Annotated in this window: 16 protein-coding genes; 8 read left to right on the top strand and 8 right to left on the bottom strand. The window is 74.8% G+C overall.

What is annotated here, in order from left to right; all coding sequences use genetic code 11:
• The coding region (locus ACZ6CL_RS15265) for an Ig-like domain repeat protein (RefSeq protein ID WP_468936022.1) at positions 1–1,203 on the top strand (1,203 nt) is incomplete at its 5' end.
• A gap of 5 nt (positions 1,204–1,208) precedes the next feature.
• Here the strand turns inward: ACZ6CL_RS15265 and ACZ6CL_RS15260 are convergent.
• From ACZ6CL_RS15260 to ACZ6CL_RS15240, 5 genes are all read right to left on the bottom strand, one after another.
• On the bottom strand, positions 1,209–6,857 hold the full coding sequence (locus ACZ6CL_RS15260) for a hypothetical protein (RefSeq protein ID WP_468936019.1): 5,649 nt from the start codon (positions 6,855–6,857) through the stop codon (positions 1,209–1,211).
• 40 nt (positions 6,858–6,897) lie between these two features.
• Complete coding sequence (locus ACZ6CL_RS15255; RefSeq protein ID WP_468936017.1) at positions 6,898–7,791, bottom strand: hypothetical protein; 894 nt, start codon at positions 7,789–7,791, stop codon at positions 6,898–6,900.
• An 89-nt stretch (positions 7,792–7,880) separates the two neighbouring features.
• Positions 7,881–9,416, bottom strand: coding sequence for a hypothetical protein (locus ACZ6CL_RS15250; RefSeq protein WP_468936014.1), 1,536 nt, complete (start codon positions 9,414–9,416; stop codon positions 7,881–7,883).
• A 224-nt stretch (positions 9,417–9,640) separates the two neighbouring features.
• Positions 9,641–10,285 carry a pyroglutamyl-peptidase I gene (gene pcp, locus ACZ6CL_RS15245; RefSeq protein WP_468936012.1) on the bottom strand — a complete coding sequence of 215 codons (645 nt, stop codon included), beginning with the start codon at positions 10,283–10,285 and terminating at the stop codon, positions 9,641–9,643.
• 63 nt (positions 10,286–10,348) lie between these two features.
• A complete protein-coding gene (locus tag ACZ6CL_RS15240; protein WP_468936009.1) occupies positions 10,349–11,053 on the bottom strand; it encodes a GntR family transcriptional regulator in 705 nt (234 codons plus the stop codon).
• A 194-nt stretch (positions 11,054–11,247) separates the two neighbouring features.
• Here ACZ6CL_RS15240 and ACZ6CL_RS15235 point away from each other — a divergent pair, with 194 nt between their 5' ends.
• From ACZ6CL_RS15235 to ACZ6CL_RS15215, 5 genes are all read left to right on the top strand, one after another.
• On the top strand, positions 11,248–12,534 hold the full coding sequence (locus ACZ6CL_RS15235) for an MFS transporter (RefSeq protein WP_468936007.1): 1,287 nt from the start codon (positions 11,248–11,250) through the stop codon (positions 12,532–12,534).
• A 52-nt stretch (positions 12,535–12,586) separates the two neighbouring features.
• A complete protein-coding gene (locus tag ACZ6CL_RS15230; protein WP_468936004.1) occupies positions 12,587–13,420 on the top strand; it encodes a putative hydro-lyase in 834 nt (277 codons plus the stop codon).
• Positions 13,417–14,199, top strand: coding sequence for a LamB/YcsF family protein (locus ACZ6CL_RS15225; RefSeq protein WP_468936002.1), 783 nt, complete (start codon positions 13,417–13,419; stop codon positions 14,197–14,199). The genes ACZ6CL_RS15230 and ACZ6CL_RS15225 overlap by 4 nt, the downstream gene beginning before the upstream one ends.
• Before the next feature lie 74 nt (positions 14,200–14,273).
• Positions 14,274–14,915 (top strand): 5-oxoprolinase subunit B family protein, encoded by a 642-nt coding sequence (locus ACZ6CL_RS15220; RefSeq protein WP_468936073.1) that lies wholly within the window; start codon positions 14,274–14,276, stop codon positions 14,913–14,915.
• The gene (locus tag ACZ6CL_RS15215) at positions 14,912–15,793 is read left to right on the top strand and encodes a 5-oxoprolinase subunit C family protein (protein WP_468935999.1); all 882 of its coding nucleotides are present in this window, start codon (positions 14,912–14,914) and stop codon (positions 15,791–15,793) included. The genes ACZ6CL_RS15220 and ACZ6CL_RS15215 overlap by 4 nt, the downstream gene beginning before the upstream one ends.
• Here ACZ6CL_RS15215 and ACZ6CL_RS15210 read toward each other — a convergent pair.
• Entirely contained in the window at positions 15,781–16,056 is a 276-nt protein-coding gene (locus ACZ6CL_RS15210; protein WP_468935997.1) for a CDGSH iron-sulfur domain-containing protein, read from the bottom strand. The two genes, ACZ6CL_RS15215 and ACZ6CL_RS15210, sit on opposite strands and share 13 nt — an antisense overlap.
• Positions 16,016–16,696, bottom strand: a complete 681-nt coding sequence (locus ACZ6CL_RS15205; protein ID WP_468935996.1) for a HemK2/MTQ2 family protein methyltransferase — start codon at positions 16,694–16,696, stop codon at positions 16,016–16,018. The genes ACZ6CL_RS15210 and ACZ6CL_RS15205 overlap by 41 nt, the downstream gene beginning before the upstream one ends.
• Positions 16,697–16,826: 130 nt before the next feature.
• On the opposite strand from ACZ6CL_RS15205, the gene ACZ6CL_RS15200 reads away from it, so the two are divergent.
• Positions 16,827–18,419, top strand: a complete 1,593-nt coding sequence (locus tag ACZ6CL_RS15200; protein WP_468935994.1) for an FAD-dependent oxidoreductase — start codon at positions 16,827–16,829, stop codon at positions 18,417–18,419.
• A 32-nt stretch (positions 18,420–18,451) separates the two neighbouring features.
• Positions 18,452–19,459: an iron-containing redox enzyme family protein gene (locus ACZ6CL_RS15195; RefSeq protein ID WP_468936071.1), complete on the top strand. Its 1,008-nt coding sequence runs from the start codon at positions 18,452–18,454 to the stop codon at positions 19,457–19,459.
• On the opposite strand, the gene ACZ6CL_RS15190 is transcribed toward ACZ6CL_RS15195, so the two are convergent.
• Entirely contained in the window at positions 19,372–19,782 is a 411-nt protein-coding gene (locus ACZ6CL_RS15190) for a WhiB family transcriptional regulator (protein ID WP_468935991.1), read from the bottom strand. The genes ACZ6CL_RS15195 and ACZ6CL_RS15190 overlap by 88 nt on opposite strands.
• Positions 19,783–19,952 lie beyond the last annotated feature (170 nt).

Genomic DNA, 19,952 nt, shown 5'->3' with positions numbered 1-19,952 from the left:
ACCGACACCCAGACCGTCAACAAAGCCGCCACCAGCACCTCCGTGGTCTCCTCACCCGACCCCTCGACCGTCGGCCAGTCGGTGACCCTCACCGCCACCGTGTCCCCGGTGGCACCGGGCAGCGGGATCCCGACCGGCACCGTCACCTTCACCTTCGGCGACGGCACGAGTCCCGCCACCGCCACCCTGACCAACGGCATCGCGACCGTCACCCACCCCTACACCACCAGGACCGGCAGCCCGTACACCGTCACCGCCACGTTCAACGGCGACACCAACTTCACCACTTCCAGCGGCACCGACACCCAGACCGTCAACAAAGCCGCCACCAGCACCTCCGTGGTCTCCTCACCCGACCCCTCGACCGTCGGCCAGTCGGTGACCCTCACCGCGACGGTGGCGGCGGTCGCTCCCGGGGCCGGGACGCCGACCGGCACGGTCACCTTTACCTTCGGCGACGGCACGAGCTCCGCCACCGGGACCCTGTCCGGCGGCGTCGCGACCGTCACCCACCCCTACGCCACCAGGACCGGCAGCCCGTTCACCATCACCGCCACCTACAACGGCGACACCAACTTCACCGCCTCCAGCGGCACCGACACCCAGACCCTGACCAAGATCACGACCATCACCACGGTGACCTCGACCCCCGACCCCTCGGTGGTCGGGCAATCGGTGACCATCAGTGCGACCGTCTCCTCCGCGTCCGGTACGCCGACCGGAATGGTCACCTTCGCCTTCGGCGACGGGACGAGCACGGCCGCGGCTCCGCTGTCCGGTGGCATCGCGACCGTCACCCACACGTACACCACGACCACGGGAAGCGCGTTCACCATCACCGCCACCTACGGTGGGAACGACAGCTACGCGAGCTCCAGCGGCACCGATACCCAGACCGTCAGCAGGGCGGCCACCACCACTTCCGCGGTCGCCGCACCGAACCCGGCGTTGGTGAGCGACCCGGTGACCGTCACCGCGACCGTGGCCCCCGTCGCCCCCGGCACGGGTACGCCCACCGGAACCGTCACCTTCGCCATCCCGGGGCGCACCCCGCAGACCGTGCCGCTCGTGGGCAGCACCGCGTCCGCCACGTTCACCCCGCTGCCGAAGGGCACGTACACCGTCACCGCCAACTACAACGGCTCCGTCGACTACGCGCCCTCCACCGGAACCATGACCCTGGTCGTGACGACGCCGGGCTGAGGCTCCTAGGGGGCGTCCGGCCCGGTGGTCCGGTCCGGCGCGTCCCCCTCCGGCCGCTTGTACATCCGCGTCGCCGTGATCTGGCCGTGCACCTGCTCCCCCTCCGGGTCCTGCGTCGGCAGACCCGGCCGCAGATGCTCCTCGACGCTGATGTACTTGAGCCCGGCCCGCAGGTCCGCGTCGTTCCGCAGCCGGATCACCAGCGGGAACTCGGCCAGCGCCGTCGTGTCGAACAGGCCCGTCGTATAGAGCAGCTGGACGCCCAGCGCGTCCGCCACCGCCCGCTGCAGCTCCAGCAGATACGTGGCGTTGGCGCGGCCGATGGGGTTGTCGAGGAAGAGCGTGCCCGCGTGGCGGTGCTTGTCGCGGCCCCGGTCGTTGCTGCGCAGCGCGGCCATCGTGCAGTACAGGGCGATGGCGGCGGTCAGCAGCTGGCCGCCGGAGAAGACGTCGCCCATCTGCCCGACCGGCACCCGCTCCGCGCGCAGCACCGCGTCCGGCTTCAGGATCTCCACGGCCACCCCGCGCGGCTGGAGCGCCGCCGAGACGCCGCGCAGCAACAGGGACATGCCGTCCCGGCGCAGGTCGGAGTTCTTCTTGACCGCCGAGTGGGTCGCCTCGTCGATGACCTCGCCCAGCCGCTCCGTCAGCGTCGCCTGGTCCGGGTCGTCGAACCGGATCCGCAGGAACTCCTGCCCCGACCATTCGCCAAGACCCTCCGGGAGCCGGGAGAGCCGCTGCGCCGAGCGGAGGGTGGCCAGGCAGGATTCGACCAGGCCGCGCAGCCGGTCGACGATGGAGTCGCGGTTGCGCTCCAGCTGCTCCAGCTCGTCGGTCAGCACACGCAGCCGGGGCGCGAACGCGTCCGCCCAGGCGGCGGCGTGCTCGGGCAAGGCGGCCGCGGGCAGTTCGCGGATCTGCTGGCGGGCGGGGGTGCGGACCTGCTCGTAGCGGGTGGAGTTGGCGTGCCGTACGAGGACGTCGCTCGCCTCCCGGACCGACGACTCGGCGCCCGACAGATCGGCCGCGCAGCCGCGTAGCGAGCGGCGGGCCTCGGTGGCCGCCTGCCGGGCCTCGTCCAGGCCGCCCGCGTACGGGTCGGGGCGCTCGCCGTCGTCCTCGGCGCCCGGGCCGTCCCGGAGCAGGTCCCGCAGCAGGGCGGCGGTCTCGTCGAAGCCGCCCGCCGCGTCCTCGGCGGAGCGGTGGGCGCGCAGCAGGTCGGCGTGGGCGGTGCGGGCGGTGTCCAGCGCGTCCGTACGGGCGGCCAGTTCGCCGTTGGCCGTGCGCAGCAGCTCCTTCGCCTGCTCCGCGTCGGCCGGTGCCATCTCCTCCGGCAGGGCGGTGTGGGCGTCGTCGCCGTCGGCTGGTGCCAGCCGCTCGGCCTCGCCGCGCAGCCTGCCGAGCTGCTCGCTCGCCGTCGACGCGCGGCTCTCCAGCATCTGGACGAGCGATTCGGCACGGGCCGCGGCGGCCTGCCGGGACGGGCCGTCGGCGCCGTCCGTGCCCTCCAGGAGCTGGGCGGCGCGGGTGCGGACCTTGTTGGTGAGCCGGTCGAGGGTGGCGAGCGCCGCGCTCTCGTCGCTCTCCGCGCGGGCCTGTTCGGCGCGCAGGTCGGCGCCGACGCCGACCTTCTCGTACACCTGGGAGGCCGCGCGATACGCCTCGCGGAGCGCGGGCAGCGACGCGGTCGGCGGCTCGGTGTCCTCGCCCAGGTCATCGGGCGCTCCCGCGATCTCCGCCCGCTCGGCGCGCAGGGCGCGCGCGGTGCGGTGCGCGTCGTCGGCCGCGCGCTGGGCCGCGCGCCGGTCCTCGTCGGCGGCGCGCGCCCGGTCCACGCAGGCGGCGGCCTGCTCCTCGGCCTCGGCCGCCTCGTCGGCGAGTTCCCGCAGCCGGGTCTGCCAGGTGGCGCGCTCGCGCAGCCGGTACGCGAGCCCCGCCAGCGCGTCCGCCACCCGGCGGGCCCGCTGCGCGGCCTCCTGCCGCTCGTCCCGCACCCGGGCCGCCTCGGTGGCGGCCTCGTCCGCCTCGGCCCGGGCCGTACGCGCCTCCACCAGCTCCCGCCGCGCCGCCTCGGCCGCCTCCGCGGCGCCCTCGGCCGCGGCCGCCAGCTCGGCGAGCCGACCGGCCGGGCATCCGTCGCGCCACGACGCCAGCCGGGCCGCCAGCGCCCGGTCCCCGGCCAGCCGGGCGGCCAGCGCCCGGATCTCCTCGTCCCGCGCGGTGGCCCGGTCCCGCAGCCCGCGCCGCTCGTCGTCGGCGGCGCGCTCGTCGTGCATCGCCGGGTTCGGCGGTACGAGGAACACCCCGCTCTCCTCGCCCGCCCCGGGCGCGGGCGTCGGCGCGAGCAGCGCGGCGGCCGTCCCGACCGCGACGGCCGAACGCGGCAGCAGCGACGCCTGCGCCAGCACCTCGCGGGCGCGGGCGTGGGTGCCGGGGTCCGTGATGACGACGCCGTCCACCAGCTCGGGGCGGGCCGCGAGCACGGCCGCGTGGTCGACGGGATCGACGGCCTGGGCCAGGTAACGCCAGCCGGGCAGGGCGGGGATGCCGTGCTCGCCCAGGTACTCGACGGCGGCCAGCACGTCGGCGCTGGGCGGCAGCAGCCCGCCGTCGCCGAGCGCGGCGAGGATGCGCGAGTCGTCGGCGGCGGCGGTCCGCAGGTCGAACAGCTGCCGCTCGGCGGAGGCCACGCTCTCCTCCAGCAGCTCCCGCAGCGCGTCGGCGTTCCGGTCCAACTCCTCGGCGGTCAGCGGCCCGTCACCCACTGGCCGCCGCGGTGCCGCGGGCGCGGTGCCGTCGCCGCTGTGCGGACCGTCCTGGGCGGCGGCAGACGCGTCGCCTTCGCCGATCTCGGGGTCCCAGCAGTCCTGCTCGTCGTCGGACCCGTTGTTCGTGTTGTTCGTGTTGTTCGTGTTGTTCGCGTTGTTCGCGTCGTCAGCGCCGTCCGCGCCGTCCGCTGGGTGCGGCTGACCACCTTCGGGCGCCTGCTCGGGCACGTGCGCGTCGCCGCCGTCGCCCTCGCCGTCGTCCCCGACCCGCGCCGTCACCCGCCCGGGCGGAGGCGAATCGGCGGCGTACACACGCGCGGCTTCACCGGAGTCGGCGACCGGCTCGCCGCTCACGTTCACGGCACCGGTAGCCCGCGTACGTCCGGCGCGGTCGCCGGTACCGGAGGCGGCGCCCGCGCCCGAGCGCGCGGCCCTGGAGGACGACACGGCGCCGGTCCGCACCCCGGCCGCGCCCCGGCCCACCGGACGTGGCTCGCCGACGGGCACATCCCCCTCGCCTGCGGCAGTCGAGCCCGAGCGCTCATCCTCGGCCGACGACACACCGCGCTCGTCCGCGACGCCAGTGGCCCGCGTACGGCCAGTACGGGAGACGGCGCCGTCGTTGTCCTCCGGGGCGGCGTCCACGTCCTCGACGCGGACCGTCACCCGGCTGCGGGGGCGGGACTCGGCCGGGTGGGTGCGGCCGGGGCGGGGGGCCGGATCGCCGGGTGCCGCGTCTTCGGGCGCGCCGTCCGGGCGTCCCTCCTCGTCGTCCGCGTCCGTGCGCGGGCCCCGGGCTTCGTAGGGCTCGTCGGAGGCGTACGCGTGGTCGGCGATGGGCGCGCAGGCGGGGTCCACGGCGCCCTCGTCCTGGGGGCGGGCGGTGGGGTCCGCGCGGAAGGCGGCGGGGAGCTGGGACAGGCCCAGCATGTCGTCCGCGTCCGGGTCGTCGTCCACCCGGACCGTGACCCAGCCCGTACGGGGCGACTCGGCCGCCGAGGGGCGGGCCGGGCGGCGGGCGGCGGGGATGGCGGCGGTGGGCTGGGGAAGGCCCAGCAGCTCGATGAGGCGCGGCTCGGCGCCGAGCGCCTCGGCGGCGCGCCGCTCCGCGTCGTACGCCGACTCCGCCGCCCGCGCGGCGTCGGACGCCCGGGCGGCGGCCAGATCCGTGCGGGACTGTTCGGCGGCGGCCGACTTCGCGTGGTCGGCGGTACGGCCCGCCGTCTCGCGGGCGGCCTCCCAGGCCGCGGCGGCCGTCTTCTCGGCGTCGCTGGCGGCGAGCGCGGCGCGGGCCGGGTCGGCGTCGGGGGCGGAGTCGTCGAGCCATCCGGCGCGCACGGCCTCGGCGGTCTCCTGCTCGACCTCGGCGAGCCGCTGCCGCAGGTGCTCGGCATCGCTGCGGGCGCGCTGGGCGGCGGTGGCGGCGGAGGTGGCGTCGCGGTGGGCGGCCTCGCCGGTCTCCTGGAGGGCGGCGGAGCGCTCCTCCTCCTCGCCCGCGTGCCGTTCGCCGTCCTCGGCCGCCGCGTGCAGGGCGCGTACGAGGTCGGCGGCGGCCTTGGCGCGGGCGGCGAGCGCGGGGGCCGCGTCCCGCTCGGCCTCGCGGATGGCGGCGGCCACGCGCGCGGAGCGGTCGGCGGCGGCGCGGTGGCGGAGCACCGTCTCGGCGGCCTGCCAGGCGGAGTGCAGGGTGCGGGCGTCGTTGAGTTCGCGGCGCTGGGCGGCGGCGCCCTTCTCGGCGGCGGCGAGGGCCAGCGAGGCGTGGCGGTAGGCGAGTTCGGCGGCGACCAGGTCGCTGCGGCCGCGCGCGGTCTCCGCCTCGGTGACGGCGTGCGCGGCGGCGGCGACCTGCTGGGCGAGTTCGGCGGCACGGCCCCGCTCCTCGGCGCCGCGCGCGGAGAGCCGCCGGGCGAGCGTACGGGTGCGCCGCTCGGCGCCCGCGTGCACCCCGCGCGCCTGCTCGCGGCGCTCGGCGGCGTCGGCGATGCGCTGGAGCAGGTCCAGCGAACCGGCGGTGAAGTCGCGCTCGGCGGTCAGCTCGGCGCGGCGGCCGAGCTTGTGCGCGAAGCCGTGGACGAGGTCGGCGAGCCCGTCCGTGTCACGGGTGTCGGTGACGGCGCGCAGCAGCAGGTCGGTGAAGTCGGAGTCGTTCTTGACGGCGAAGAGCCCGGCGGCCTCGCCCTCGTCGGCGTTCATCTCGCGCTGGTAGCGGAAGAGTTCGGGGTCGAGGCCCAGCTCGCCGAGGTGTTCGTTCCAGCGCTCGTGGATCTCCACCCAGGAGACGTCCAGGTGCGGATAGGCCTTGCCCGCCTCGGTGAGGGCGTCCCGGAAGCCCTTCATGGTGCGGCGGCGGCCGCGCGCGGTGGAGGCGCCCTCCGCGGCGGGGCGGACCGCCGCGGCCTCGGCGACCGGCAGCGAGTCGAGGCTGAGGCCCGGGCCGGGCCGGAACGAATACCACGCCTCGGCGAACTTCCGCGGGTCGTTGGAGACCTGGCGGCCGCGCCACTCGCTGACCTTGCCGACGACGACCGACTCGCCGGTGACCGTGTGCTGCCACTCCAGGGCGACGTGCCCGCAGTCGTCGGCGAGCAGGAACTTGCGCAGCACACCGGAGCTGGCGCCGCCGAGGGTGTTGCGGTGGCCGGGCAGCATGACCGAGAAGATCAGCTTGAGGAGGACGGACTTGCCGCCGCCGTTCTCCAGGAAGAGCACCCCGGCGGGGGCCGGGCGGCGCGGCGGGCCGACCGGCTCGTCCTCGAAGAACTCTGCCTGGGTCGGCGCGGGGCTGGGCACCGGCTCGCCGACTCCGCGCAGGTCCAGCACGGTGTCGGCGTAGCGCGCACCGGCCGGCCCGATGGAGTAGAGGCGGACCCGGGACAGCTCGTACATGGCGGCGGACTCTCGTTGTCGGAGGGTGGCTTAAGCGGGGTCAGGAGTGGAACGGCAGACCGGCGTCGGCGACGAGGTCGAGGTCGTCGCCCTCGTCCGGCGGCAGCAGGGTCGCGCTGCCGTCGCCGACCGGCACGACGCCGAGCGCCAGCAGCTCGGACATGGCCGCACCGGCCGCCATGTCGCGCACCTGCAGCTGGTAGCGGGCGGTGGTGCGGTACGTGCCGCCGGACTCGTCCCCGGTGCGCTGGAGGAAACCGGAGTCGACGAGGAAGGCGACGGCCTTGCCGATGATGCCGGTCGTCGAACCTGCCAGCCGCCGCGCGTCCTTGGTCGCGCCGGTGGCGCTGCGCCGCGCGTACACCCGCCAGGCGGCCTCCAGGCCGGGTGCCTCGGTGGCCGGGTCGGTGTTCTCGCCCTGCTCCTCGGCCCGCTGCTCCAGGCGGGCACAGGCCTGCCGGACGAAGGCGTCGACGCCGTTGACGGTGACCCGGCCGATGTACCCGTCGTCGGCCAGGTCCTCGGGGCGCGGGAAGGCCATGGCGGCGACCGAGAGATGGGCGAGGCCGTGCAGGAAGCGGTCGGCGGAGTCGCTGGCGGCGCGGCGGGCGTAGTCGCCCATGCGGACGGCGAAGACGGAGTCCTCGTCGGCGGTCACGGCCATCCCGGCGCGGGTGGACACCTCCAGCACGATCAGTCCGAGCCCGGTGGCGACGGCGTCGGTGAGGCGCGCGAAGGCCGGTTCGTCGCGGTAGCGGCGCAGCAGCTCGGAGTACTCGACGTCCCGGGCGGGCAGCAGCTTGGGCTGCAGCCCGAAGGACACCAGCCGCGCCGCGTCGGCGGCGTCGGCGGGCGTGACCCCGCTCGCCGGACCGCCGGGCGCGGCGGTCGGCTCGTGCTGTGCCGCGTCGTCGGCGGCGTCGTACTCGGTCACGGGTGAAGCTCCTTGCGCGGGGCGTTCTCACGGTGTGCGGCGGGATCGGCCTCACGGTGTGCGGCGGAGGCGGCACGGCCGGGGGTCATCTACGCAACCTCCGTGCGGTCGGCCGCCATGCCCGCGGCGTCCAGGAGGGCGGTGCCCACGATGAGGTCGGCGCCGCCGAATCCGGGGTCTTCCAGTTCCGTGCCGTCGTCCACGGCGAACAGCAGCCGCTGTTCGCCCTGGCGGTAGGCGGTGCCGACCGGGGGGCTGGCGGCGTGGATGGCCAGCAGGGCGATCAGGTAGGGCAGGTCGGGGTCGCGGCGCCGGGCGTCGGCGAGGAGCCCGGAGAGGCGGCGCGGGGCGTCGGCGGGGAGGTCGAGCAGTTCCATGGCGACCGCGAGCTGCTCCTCGCTGAAGCGGCTGTCGTCGGGGGTCGCGATGAGGTCCGGTTCGGGCATCTCAGCGCCGAGGTGTTCGCGCTCGACGGGCGGGGTGAGGAGCATCTCGACCAGGTCGCCGACGCGGACGGAGGTGGGCGTCCGCATTCCGGTGCCGCGGGCGAAGAACGCGTCGGTGACCGGACCCGCCTGCTCGACGGGGAGCGGCAGGATGGGGGCCAGGAGCTGTCCGTACAGGTCGAGTCCGGCGCGCGCGGCGGGCGGGGCGAAGGCCTGGCGGTCCTGCTCGGCGCGGAACAGCGGTCCGGCCTCCAGCAGCCGGGACTGGAGCTGGGTGTGGCGCCGGATGCAGTCCTTGACGATGTCGACCAGCTCGGCGGCGCGCCGCTTGTGCTCGGCGCCCTCGGCCTCGTCGCGCGCCTTGCGGATGTTGGTGAGGATCGCGTTCTCGTGGCGGTAGCGGTCCGCGACGTGGTCCAGCGCCTCGGTGATCATCTCGGGGACGGTGCGCAGCCAGTCCACCGCGCGGACGTTGCGCCGGGTCGCGTCCAGGGTGCGACGCAGCGTCTCCGAGTACTGGACGGTGCGGTAGCGGGCCTGCTCGGCGGCGAGTTGGGCGTCGGCGAGGCGGCCGCGGCTGATGAGGACCTCCAGCTTGACCTCCGCGGCGATCTGGGCGCTGGTGACGTCCGTGTCGAGGGCGCCGACCAGGACGTTGACCGCTTCGTCGGTGGTGCGCAGATAGACGCTGCCGCCGGGCCCGGGCACCTCCTCGATCAGCTTGAAGTCGTAGTCGCGCCGGACATACGCGCCGTCGGCGCCGAACGTGCCGTAGACGGCGCGGAAGCCGCGGTCCACGCTGCCGACGTTGATCAGGTTCTCCAGCACCCAGCGGGCGACGCGCTCGTGCTCGGCGGCGGGCCGCTCAGGGGCCTGGGCCGCGACGCGGGGCAGCAGCCTGTCCACTATCTGTTCGTGGTCGGCGCCGGTGTCGAAGTCCATGTTGAGCGTGACGAGGTCGATGGCGGCGAGGGCGACCTCGGCCATCGCGTACACCCCGTACTCCCCCGCGAGGTTGGCCTTGCGGGTGTCCAGGTCATGGAGCGGCGCCGTGCACGCGAGCGCGCGCAGCCGCCGGGCCAGGCCCTCGTCGGCGGCCGGTCCCGGCGCCGGGCGGGCGGCCCCGTCATGGCCGTTGAGCTGGGGCGCAGCGGTGGCCCCGGGGGGTGGAGATGTCACGTCGCACAGATTAGGCGGTCGCACCGACAACGCACGAAACGGCACGGAGATCCCGCTATGTCGGGGCGCGTCATACCCGCCTGTACACCGGTGCGTCTCCCGTGACTCACCGACCGGTCAGTCTACGGCTTCGCGGGCGTCCCCCGGACCGCCCGGCGGGCCGTCGAAGGCGAGGGCGGCGAAGCGCTCCGCGTGGGGATCGAGCCCCGTACCGTCCGCACCGCTCAGTGAATCGCGCCTTCGGCGCTGCGCACATCCGTCCCGGTGCTCGCCGCCGTGGTGACGATCGCACGGAGCGCCTCGGCGACCGTGGCGGCGGGCAGGGACGGTTCGGCCCGGTCCACGACTTGTTCGGGCGCGTACGGGACGTGGACGAAACCGCCGCGTACGCCGGGCCGCTCGGTGGCGAGCAGGTGGGCGAGGCCGTAGAAGACGTGGTTGCAGACGAAGGTTCCGGCGGTCTGCGATACGGAGGCGGGAATCCCGGCGGCGCGCACGGCGGCGACGCACGCCTTGATCGGCAGGGTGGCGAAGTACGCGGCGGGGCCGCCCTCGACGACCGGGCCGTCGAGGGGCTGCTGTCCCGCCTCGTCGGGTATGCGGGCGTCGTTGACGTTGATGGCTACCCGCTCGACGGTGATGCCGGGGCGGCCTCCGGCCTCCCCCACGCACACCACCACCTCGGGGTCGTCCCGGTACACCGCGGCCCGCAGCTCCTCCAGGGCCGTGCCGAAGACACAGCTGAGCCGGGCGGTGGTGACGGTCGCACCGGGCGGCGGGTCGGCGGCGACCAGGGAGACGGCCTGCCACGAGGGGTTGACGACCGACCCGTCGAAGGGCTTGAAGCCGGTGAGCAGCACTCGGGTCACGAGGTGGCCTCCTCGGAAGGCGAAGGGCGACATGACGGCGCGGGTGGCCCACTGGGCCGAAGGTCAGCCGATCCGCTGGGCGTACGCCTCGGAGAGCTGAGCCAGCGAGTCTTCCAGATAGGCGGCGAGCAGGCGCTCGGCGCCCGGCGCGTCGCCGTCCTCCAGTGCCCGCAGCATCTGCCGGTTTCGGTCGAGGTAGGGTTCGTGGAAGCGCCGGGGGTCGTCCATCATGTGGAAGACGAGGCGGAGTTCGGCCAGCACGCCCCGCATGAGTTCGTCGGTGCGCGGGCTGCCCGCCAGCGCGACGATCCCCTGGTGGAAACGGATGTTGGCGGTGCCGAGATCCCGCCAGGCGGCGTCGCGGTCGGCCTGGTCGCCCGCCGCCACGGCCTGGCGCAGCGCGTCGAGCGGATAGGGCGGCTCGCCGAGCCCGCGCAGGGCCGCGCATTCGACGAGGTGCCTCACCCGGTAGATGTCCACGACGTCTTCGACCGCGAGCACGCGGACGAAGACCCCGCGGTTGAGTTCGTGGACGAGCAGGCGTTCGTGCGTGAGCAGCCGGAACGCCTCGCGCAGGGTGTTGCGGGAGATGCCGAGCGCGCCGCCGATGCTGTCCTCCGACAGCCGTGAGCCGGGAAGGATGAACCCGTCCGTGATGCGGGTGCGCAGGATGTCGGCCACCCGCTCGGCGGTGCTGGTGCGCCCCAGCAGGGCACGGTCGTCCGCCAGTCCGGCGAACGCCGCCTGACCGGCTCCGTTCTTCCCCACGCGCTCTCTTCTCTTCTCGTAGCCCTCTGCCTGCGACCAGTCAACCGCAGAAACAGGAACGAAACAACATGGGTATTGCCGGATCGTTCAACGATCCCCTACGTTGACCGGCAAGCCCGACCGCCCCGACCGCCTTCACCCTCCCCCGGGTGACCTTCACTCCTCTGCCACACATCCCTCTCTGCGAGGTGGCCATGAGCACGTCCCCGACAACGCCGACATCCCGCCCCACCGCCCAAGCCGCCGAGGACAACGGCGCCTTCGCCTGGCGCCGCGACCTCGGGCCACGAGGCCGCCGCGCCTTCAACGGCGCCTTCGGCGGCTACGCCCTGGACTCGTACGACTTCTTCGCCCTGCCGCTGAGCATGGTCGCCATCGCGGCGTACTACGGGCTCAGCAGCGACCAGACCGGGCTGCTCACCACGGTCACCCTCGTGGTCTCCGCCGTGGGCGGCGCGCTCGCCGGGATCCTGGCCGACCGGATCGGCCGGGTGAAGGCGCTGATGATCACGGTGATCACATACGCGGTCTTCACCGTGGCCTGCGGGTTCGCGCCCAACTACGAATCACTGCTGGTGCTGCGCGCCTTCCAGGGGCTCGGGTTCGGCGGTGAGTGGGCGGTCGGCGCGATCCTCGTGGCCGAGTACGCCTCCGCCAGGCACCGCGGCCGCACCCTCGCCTTCATCCAGAGCTCCTGGGCGGTCGGCTGGGCCCTCGCCGTGATCGTCTACACCCTCGTCTTCCAATTCGTCGACGAGGACCTCGCCTGGCGCGTGATGTTCTGGACCGGCGCCCTCCCCGCCCTGCTCGTGTTCTACATCCGCAGGAACGTCACCGACGCGCCCCAGGCCGCCGAACAGCGGGCCAGCAGCACCAAGCGCGGCTCGTTCGCCGAGATCTTCCGCCCGGGGCTGCTCAAGACCACGGTCTTCGCCTCACTGCTCGCCACCGGGGTCCAGGGCGGCTACTACACGCTCGCCACCTGGGTTCCGACGTTCCTCAAGGAGGAGCGGGGCCTCACGGTCGTCGGCACCGGCGGTTATCTGACGTCGCTGATCTCGGGCGCCTTCACCGGCTACCTCACCGGCGGCTACCTCACCGACCGGCTGGGCCGGAAGATGACCATCGCGCTGTTCGCCTTCCTCTCCGCCGGCTGCATCCTCGTCTACACCAACATCCCGAGCGGCGCGAACGGCCTGCTGCTGGTTCTCGGATTCCCGCTGGGCTTCTGTATGTCGGCCATCTTCAGCGGCTTCGGCTCGTTCCTCAGCGAGCTCTACCCCACGGCCGTCCGCGGCACCGGGCAGGGCTTCACCTACAACACCGGCCGGGCCGTGGGCGCGTTCTTCCCGACCCTCGTCGGATTCCTCGCCGACAGCTGGGGCGTCGGTGGCGCGCTGGTGTTCGGCGCCGTGGGCTACGGCATCGCCGCCCTCGCCCTCCTCGGCCTGCCGGAGACCCGTGGCCGGGAACTGCTGTGAGGGCAGACGGTTCAGCGAAAAGGGAGCAGAAGAGAGCACAAGGGAGAACGACATGAGCGTCACCACACCTCCCGCGGACCCCGCCCGCGCGCGCGAGATGTTCCGGTCCGGCATCTCCTCGCCGACGGCCGGATGGGCTCCGGGCTACGCGCAGGTCAACCTCATCGCCGTGCCGGCCGACTGGGCGAAGGACGTACGGCTCTTCTGCCGCCGCAACCCGGCGCCGTGTCCGGTCCTCGACGAGACCGGGCCCGGCTCCGTCACCACCCGGCTGGCCGACGGCGCCGACCTGCGCACCGACTTCCCCGGCTACCGCGTCTGGGAGCACGGCGAACTCGTCGCCGAACCGGCCGAGGTGACCGCCCACTGGCGGGACGACCTGGTCGCGTTCCTCATCGGGTGCAGCTTCACCTTCGAGACGGCGCTCGCCGCCGCGGGCGTGCCGCTGCGCCACATCGAGCAGGGCCGCAATGTACCCATGTACGTGACGGACCGCCCGTGCCGTCCGGCCGGACGGCTCTCGGGCCCGATGGTGGTCTCCATGCGGCCGATCCCCTCCGGACTGGTCCCCACCGCGCGCCAGGTGAGCGGGGCGATGCCCGCCGTGCACGGCGCACCCGTACACGAGGGTGACCCGGCCCTGCTCGGCATCCGCGACCTCTCACGGCCCGACTTCGGCGACTCGGTAGAGTTCCGGACGGGCGACGTCCCGGTGTTCTGGGCCTGCGGGGTGACACCGCAGGCGGCCGTCATGGCCTCCCGCCCGCCCTTCGCGATCACCCACTCGCCGGGCCGGATGCTCGTGACGGACGTACGAGACGACGAGTACCGCGTACCGCGCGTCATGACTCCCCACCCGTACCACCGACCTCCGGAGGAGCGATGACCGACGCACCGATCGGCGCGCCGATCGACCTCAACGCCGACCTCGGCGAGGGCTTCGGCCACTGGCGGCTCACCGACGACGAGGCGCTGCTGTCCGTCGTCACCAGCGCCAATGTCGCCTGCGGCTTCCACGCCGGTGACCCGTCCACCATGCGGCGGGTGTGCGACCTGGCCGCCGAGCGCGGGGTCCGCGTCGGCGCCCAGGTCTCGTACCGGGACCTGGCCGGATTCGGGCGGCGCGCCATGGACGTGGAGCCGCGCGAGCTGGCCGACGAGATCGCCTACCAGATCGGCGCGTTGGAGGTGTTCGCCCGCTCGGCGGGCATCCGCGTGCGTTACGTCAAACCGCACGGGGCGCTCTACAACCGCTGCGTGCACGACGCGGAGCAGGCCGCGGCCGTCGTGGAGGGAGTGCGCCTGGCGTGCGGGGAAGCGGCTCTGCCGGTCCTGGGCCTGCCCGGCTCACGGCTGCACGAGGCGGCCGGCGCGGCCGGACTGCCCATCGTCGCCGAGGCGTTCGCCGACCGCGCGTACACGGCCGAAGGGACGCTGGTACCGCGTCGCGAGCCCGGCGCCGTCGTCACCGACTCGGGCACCGTCGTGAAGCGCTCCCTGATGATCGCCCGCGACAGGGCGGTGACCTCGATCGACGGGCAGCGGGTCGAGGTCACCGCGCGGTCGCTGTGCCTGCACGGCGACACCCCGGGCGCCGTCGGCCTCGCCCGGCGCGTACGGAACGAACTCGCGGCCTCGGGCGTACGGGTGGAGGCGTTCACGTGACCGGTGGTGACACGACGGTACGGGCAGCGGGAGCCGACGGCGAGGCCGAGGCCCCGCCGCCCGGCCCGCGCGTCCTGCCCGTCGGCGAGCACGGGCTGCTCGTCGAACTCGACAGCGGCGAGGCGGCCGAGGCGTTGCACGCCGAGATCCTGCGCCGCGTGGCGGCCCGCCAACTGCCCGCCGTACGCGAGATCGTGCCCGCCGCGCGGACCGTGTTCCTCGACGGTCTCGACGACCCCGCCCGGCTCGCCGCCGAGCTGCCCGGCTGGCGGATCCCACCGCTCGCCCGGGACCGGGCCGGGACCGTCGAGATCCCGGTCCGCTACGACGGCCCCGACCTCGCCGAGGTCGCGGCGGTCTGGGGCGTCACGCCCGCCGAGGCGGCGGCGATCCACTCCGGAACCGAATTCCGGGTCGCCTTCTGCGGGTTCGCCCCCGGCTTCGGCTATCTGACCGGCCTGCCCGACCATTACCAGGTGCCTCGCCGCGCCACCCCACGGACCAGGGTTCCGGTCGGATCCGTCGCCCTCGCTGGCTCGTACACCGGCGTGTACCCGCGCTCCTCCCCCGGTGGCTGGCAGCTCATCGGCACTACGGACGCGGTGCTGTGGGACACCGCGCGCGACCCGGCGGCGCTACTCACACCCGGCACCCGCGTCCGCTTCGTCATGGCAGAGCCGGCAGCGCCAGAAAGGCGAGAAGGGAGGGAACGGTGACCGACAGCGCCTTCGCGGTCGTACGGGCGGGCGCGCTGACCACCGTCCAGGATCTGGGGCGCGCGGGCCACGCCCATCTCGGCGTGCCCCGCTCCGGCGCCCTGGACGAGCCCGCGCACCGGCTGGCGAACCGCCTCGTCGGCAACCCGGAGGACGCCGCGACCCTGGAGACCACGCTGACCGGCTGTGCCGTACGGCTGCGCCGCGCGGCCACGGTGGTGGTCACCGGCGCGCCCTGCCCGGTCACCGTCGACGGCCGTCCCGCCGCGTGGGGGGCGCCGGTGCGGGTACCGGCGGGCGCCGTGCTGGAGGCCGGGGCGGCGACCCACGGCGTGCGCTCCTACGTGGCGTTCGACGGCGGCGTGCACGCCGACCCGGTGCTCGGCAGCCGCGCCACCGACGTGCTGTCCGGGCTCGGCCCGGCGCCGCTCGCCGACGGCGCGGTGGTGCGGCTCGGCACTCCGTACGGACCGGCGCCGGGCGCGGATTGCGCGCCCTTGAGGAACGTCGTATCGGAGCTGGTGCTTCCGGTGGTGCTCGGTCCGCGCGACGACTGGTTCACGGCCGCGGGGCTGCGCACCCTCACCACCGGCCGTTTCCGGGTCGCGGCCGCGAGCAACCGGATCGGGCTGCGCACCGAGGGCCCCGCGCTGGAGCGCGCCAGGGAGGGCGAGCTGCCCAGCGAGGGCATGGTGCTCGGGGCGCTCCAGGTGCCGCCGGACGGCCGCCCGGTGCTCTTCCTCGCCGACCATCCGACCACCGGGGGGTATCCCGTGGTGGGCGTCGTCCCGGAGCCCTGCCTGGCCGCCGCGGCGCAGGCCGTGCCCGGCACTCCGGTGCGCTTCGCCCCGCTGCGCCGCCCGGGTCAGCCGTCCTGAGCCTCCCGGGTGGGGGCGTCCCGGGTGCGGACCGGGCGGCGGTGACTGGTGTCGCACCAGGGGTAGCGGGCGCTGCGCCCGCAGGCGCACACCGCCACCATCATCCGGTCGGAGCGGACCGTACGGCCGTCCTCCAGGACGACTTCCACCGGGCCCTCGACCAGCACCGGGCCCTCGGGGTCGACGATGACGCGCCGCGCGGGGGCCCGCGCCGGGCCGGGCTCATCGGGCGCAGCTGCTGCACTCGGTCGTACGGATGGCACGGATCACCACCAGTTCCTCCTTGTCGTCGCCCGGGCCGATCAGCCCCCTGGCCGCCAGCCAGGCGCTGCGCCGCAGCAGCACGGGCCCGAACGGGACGACGCGGCGTGCCGTCACATCCGCGTGCAGCCCCTGGTCGGCCAGCCGCTCCAGCGTCGTTCCGACGCCGCTCAGCGCGGACTGCACCAGCAGCAGCACGCCCCGGGGGCGCAGCAGCCCCGGCATCCGGGCGCACAGCCGGTCCAGCACCGCCCGGCCGTCCGGCCCCGCGTTCCAGGCGCGGCCGCCCCCGGCGCGCTCGAAGGGGCGGGGATTCCGCGCGGGCACGTAGGGCGGATTGGCCAGAACGACGTCGAAGCGCCGCCCCGGGGCCATGGACGCCAGCCCGCCGAGGCGGACCCGGACCGGCTCGCCGCTGAGCCGGGCGTTCAGCCAGGCCGCGAGCACCGCGCGGGCGGAGACGTCCACCGCCTCGACCCCCGCGGCTCCGCAGCGCGCGGCGAGGACCGCCAGCGCGCCGGTGCCCGTTCCGAGGTCCAGCACCTGGGCACCTGGCATGGCGGGCTCAGCCCGCACCGCCTCGGCCAGCAGGGCGGTGTCGTCTTGCGGCGCGTACACCCCGGGAGGCGCAATCAGTCGCATCCGTCCCAGGTACCTCATCCGCACCGGACGAAACGCCCCGGTGGTTCCGGCCGGATGCGTCGGCCGGGCGATCGGGGGCACTCGGCGGGCCCTAGGAGCAGCGGAAGAGCGGCGGACAGAGGAGCGGTCGATGACGAGTCTTCCCACCGGGTTCGCGCCCGCGTCGTACTGGATGGAGTCCGCCCCGGGCCCCGCGTATCCGGCCCTGGAGCCCGGCCCCGAGCGTGCCGTCCCCGAGGTCGAGGTCGCCGTCGTGGGCGCTGGCATCGCGGGGATCTGCACGGCCTGGGAGCTGGCGCGGGCGGGGCGCCAGGTGGCGCTGATCGAGGCGGACCGGCTGGCGGCGGGGGCGACCGGGCACACCACGGCCAAGCTCTCCGCCCTCCAGGGCCTCGCCTACCAGGACATCCTCGCCGCGCGCGGCGAGGAGGCGGCACGGCTGTACGCGGCGTCCCAGGCCGACGCGGTGGACCGGGTCGGCCAGGTCGCCGCCGAGCTGGGCGCGGACTGCGATCTGGAGCGGGCCCCGGCGTACACCTACGCCGAGGGCGAGGAGTCACTGGACGCGGTGCGGGCCGAGGCGGAGGCGGCCTCGGCGGCCGGTCTCGACGCCTCGTTCACAACGGAGACGGATCTGCCCTTCCCGGTCGCGGGCGCGGTCCGGGTCGCGGACCAAGCCCAGTTCCACCCCAGGAAGTACCTGCTGGCCCTCGCCGGGGACCTGGTCGCGCGCGGCGGCCGGATATACGAGAACACGCGGGTCATGGGCCTGCGCGAGGGCCATCCCTGCCAGCTCACCACCGACCGCGGGGCGCGGATCCGGGCCCGCGAGGTCGTGGTCACCACCGCCTACCCGATCTTCGACCGGGCGCTGCTCTTCCCCCGGCTGGAGACGAAGCGCGAGCTGGTCGTCGCCGCGGTGCTGCCGGACGGCCGCGCCCCGCGCGGCATGTACCTCACACCCGAGGGCGGCACCCGCTCGGTCCGCAGCGCGCCCTACGGCGACGGCAAGCGGCTGCTCATCATCACCGGGGAGAAGTTCACGCCCGGGGTGGGCGGTGTCGAGGACCGCTACGAGCGGCTGATCTCCTGGACGCGGCAGCGCTTCCCGGACGCCGAGCCCGCGTACCGCTGGGCCGCACAGGACAACTGGACCACCGACCACGTGCCGTACGTGGGCCCGCTGCACCCCGGCGCCCGGCACGCGTACGTGGCCACCGGCTTCGCCGGATGGGGCATGACCGGCGGCGTGCTCACCGGACGGCTGCTGACCGCGCGGCTGACGGGCGAGCCGCTGCCATGGACGGACCTCTACGATCCGCGGCGGCTGAACCCGCTGCGCGAGACCCCCGCGCTGCTGCGGCTGCAGGGGAAGGTGGCGCGCCACTTCTTCGGCGACCGGATCTCCGGGGACGGCGCGGACGCGGTCCGCGACATTCCGCCGGGCGGCGGCGCGGTCGTCCGCGCCGGGGCGGGGCAGCGCGCCGTGCACCGCGACGAGGAGGGCGCGCTGCACGCCCTGTCCGCGCGCTGCACCCATCTGGGGTGTCTGGTCCGGTTCAACGACGCCGAGCGGACCTGGGAGTGCCCGTGCCACGGGTCCCGCTTCGCCGTCGACGGCAGCGTGCTGCAGGGCCCGGCGGTCCACCCGCTGGAGCGCTACGACGACCTCGGCGACGCACGGGACGCACAGGACGGTCCGAACGGGGAGGGCCAGCGGTGACCACCGACGCTCCCCGGAACACGGGCACGGGCGTGGGCGTGGGCGCGGCGTTGTCCGGCAGGCCCGCGCTGCCGGAGGCCCGCGGTCCGCTGTCCGCGGCGGTCCGTACCGCCCTGTGCCACGCCCCGCCGCCGACGGAGCTGCCGGGGGCCGGGACCGCCGACCCGTTCGGTGAGGACCTCCAGCTCGCGCTGTACCTCACGTACGAACTCCACTACCGCGGCTTCGCGGGCGTCGACGAGGCATGGGAGTGGCAGCCGGATCTGCTGCGGCTGCGGGCCGCCCTGGAAGGCCGGTTCCTCGGCGCGCTGCGCGAGGCCGTGCCCGGCGGCGCGGACGTGGCCGGTGAGCTGGACGCGCTGCTGGTCGAACCGCTGGACGCGCCCGGCGTCAGCCACCACCTGAAGAGCCGTGGCACCTGGGGGCAGATGCGCGAATATCTGGCGCACCGCTCGCTGTACCAGCTCAAGGAGGCCGACCCGCAGGCGTGGCTGATCCCCCGGCTGACGGGCCAGGCCAAGGCGTCACTGGTGGCGGTGGAGTTCGACGAGTTCGGGGCGGGCCACGGCGACCGGGTGCACGCCCGGCTGTTCGCCGAGGCGATGGCGGGGGCGGGTCTCGACCCGGCGTACGGCCGCTACCTGGACCAGGCGCCCGCCGAGACGCTCGCCACCGTCAACCTGATGTCGCTGCTCGGCCTGCACCGCGCGCTGCGCGGCGCGATGGCCGGGCACTTCGCCACCCTGGAGATCACCTCGTCGCCCGGGGCCCGGCGCCTGGCGCGGGCGCTGGAACGGCTCGGCGCCGAGCCCCGGTGCGTACGGTTCTTCACCGAGCACATCGAGGCCGACGCGGTGCACGAGCAGCTGATGCGCCGGGACGTCATCGGCGGCTTCCTCGCGCAGGAGCCGGAGCAGGCCCCGGCCGTGGTCTTCGGGATCCAGGCCACCGGTTACCTGGACGCGCGCTGGTCGGACCGCCTGCTCGGGGCGTGGGCCGCCGACCGGCCATCCCTGCGCCGACCGCTGTGCGACGGCTGACCGCCGCGCGGCGGGGCGCCCCGGGACTGACCACCCGGCGACGGGGCGCCCCGGGGCTGTCCGCCCTGGGCCGCCGCGCCGCTCGCCTGACGCCGCTCCCGGCGGCGCAGCACCCGGCGTTCCTCCTCGTCGGTGCCGCCCCACACGCCGTGGGTCACACCGGTCTCCAGCGCGTACACGAGGCACTCGTGGATCACCGGGCAGCGGTGGCAGACCTCCTTGGCCTGGGCCTGCTGCGCCTGGGCCGCGGGTCCGGCCGCCCCCACCGGGAAGAACAGCTCGGGGTCCTCGTCCACGCATGCCGCGCTCTGCCACCACTCCATGACTGCCCCTTCTGTGATGCTTCGTGGTGATTTTCCCGCCCTCGCCTACGCGGGGTGACGCGTCCAGTGAGTGGGCATGGAGGCGTGAAGCCGACCTCGCGCACGAGGCTTGGCGGGCTTGATAAAACTCGGGTTTCCCACCCACGCGACCGCAAACGGGATTGATCGCG

It is taken from the genome of Streptomyces sp. NPDC041200 (assembly GCF_055591805.1).
The sequence above is the reverse complement of the archived record's forward strand: the minus strand, read 5'-3'. Positions and strand labels throughout refer to the sequence as shown.

Bases quoted from the DNA above. Each gene is read 5' to 3' on its own strand.
- ACZ6CL_RS15260 (WP_468936019.1), bottom strand. From the start codon at position 6,857: ATGTACGAGCTGTCCCGGGTCCGCCTCTACTCCATCGGGCCGGCCGGT.
- ACZ6CL_RS15235 (WP_468936007.1), top strand. From the start codon at position 11,248: ATGAGCACGTCCCCGACAACGCCGACATCCCGCCCCACCGCCCAAGCC.
- ACZ6CL_RS15230 (WP_468936004.1), top strand. From the start codon at position 12,587: ATGAGCGTCACCACACCTCCCGCGGACCCCGCCCGCGCGCGCGAGATG.
- ACZ6CL_RS15225 (WP_468936002.1), top strand. From the start codon at position 13,417: ATGACCGACGCACCGATCGGCGCGCCGATCGACCTCAACGCCGACCTC.
- ACZ6CL_RS15205 (WP_468935996.1), bottom strand. From the start codon at position 16,696: ATGCGACTGATTGCGCCTCCCGGGGTGTACGCGCCGCAAGACGACACC.
- ACZ6CL_RS15200 (WP_468935994.1), top strand. From the start codon at position 16,827: ATGACGAGTCTTCCCACCGGGTTCGCGCCCGCGTCGTACTGGATGGAG.
- ACZ6CL_RS15190 (WP_468935991.1), bottom strand. From the start codon at position 19,782: ATGGAGTGGTGGCAGAGCGCGGCATGCGTGGACGAGGACCCCGAGCTG.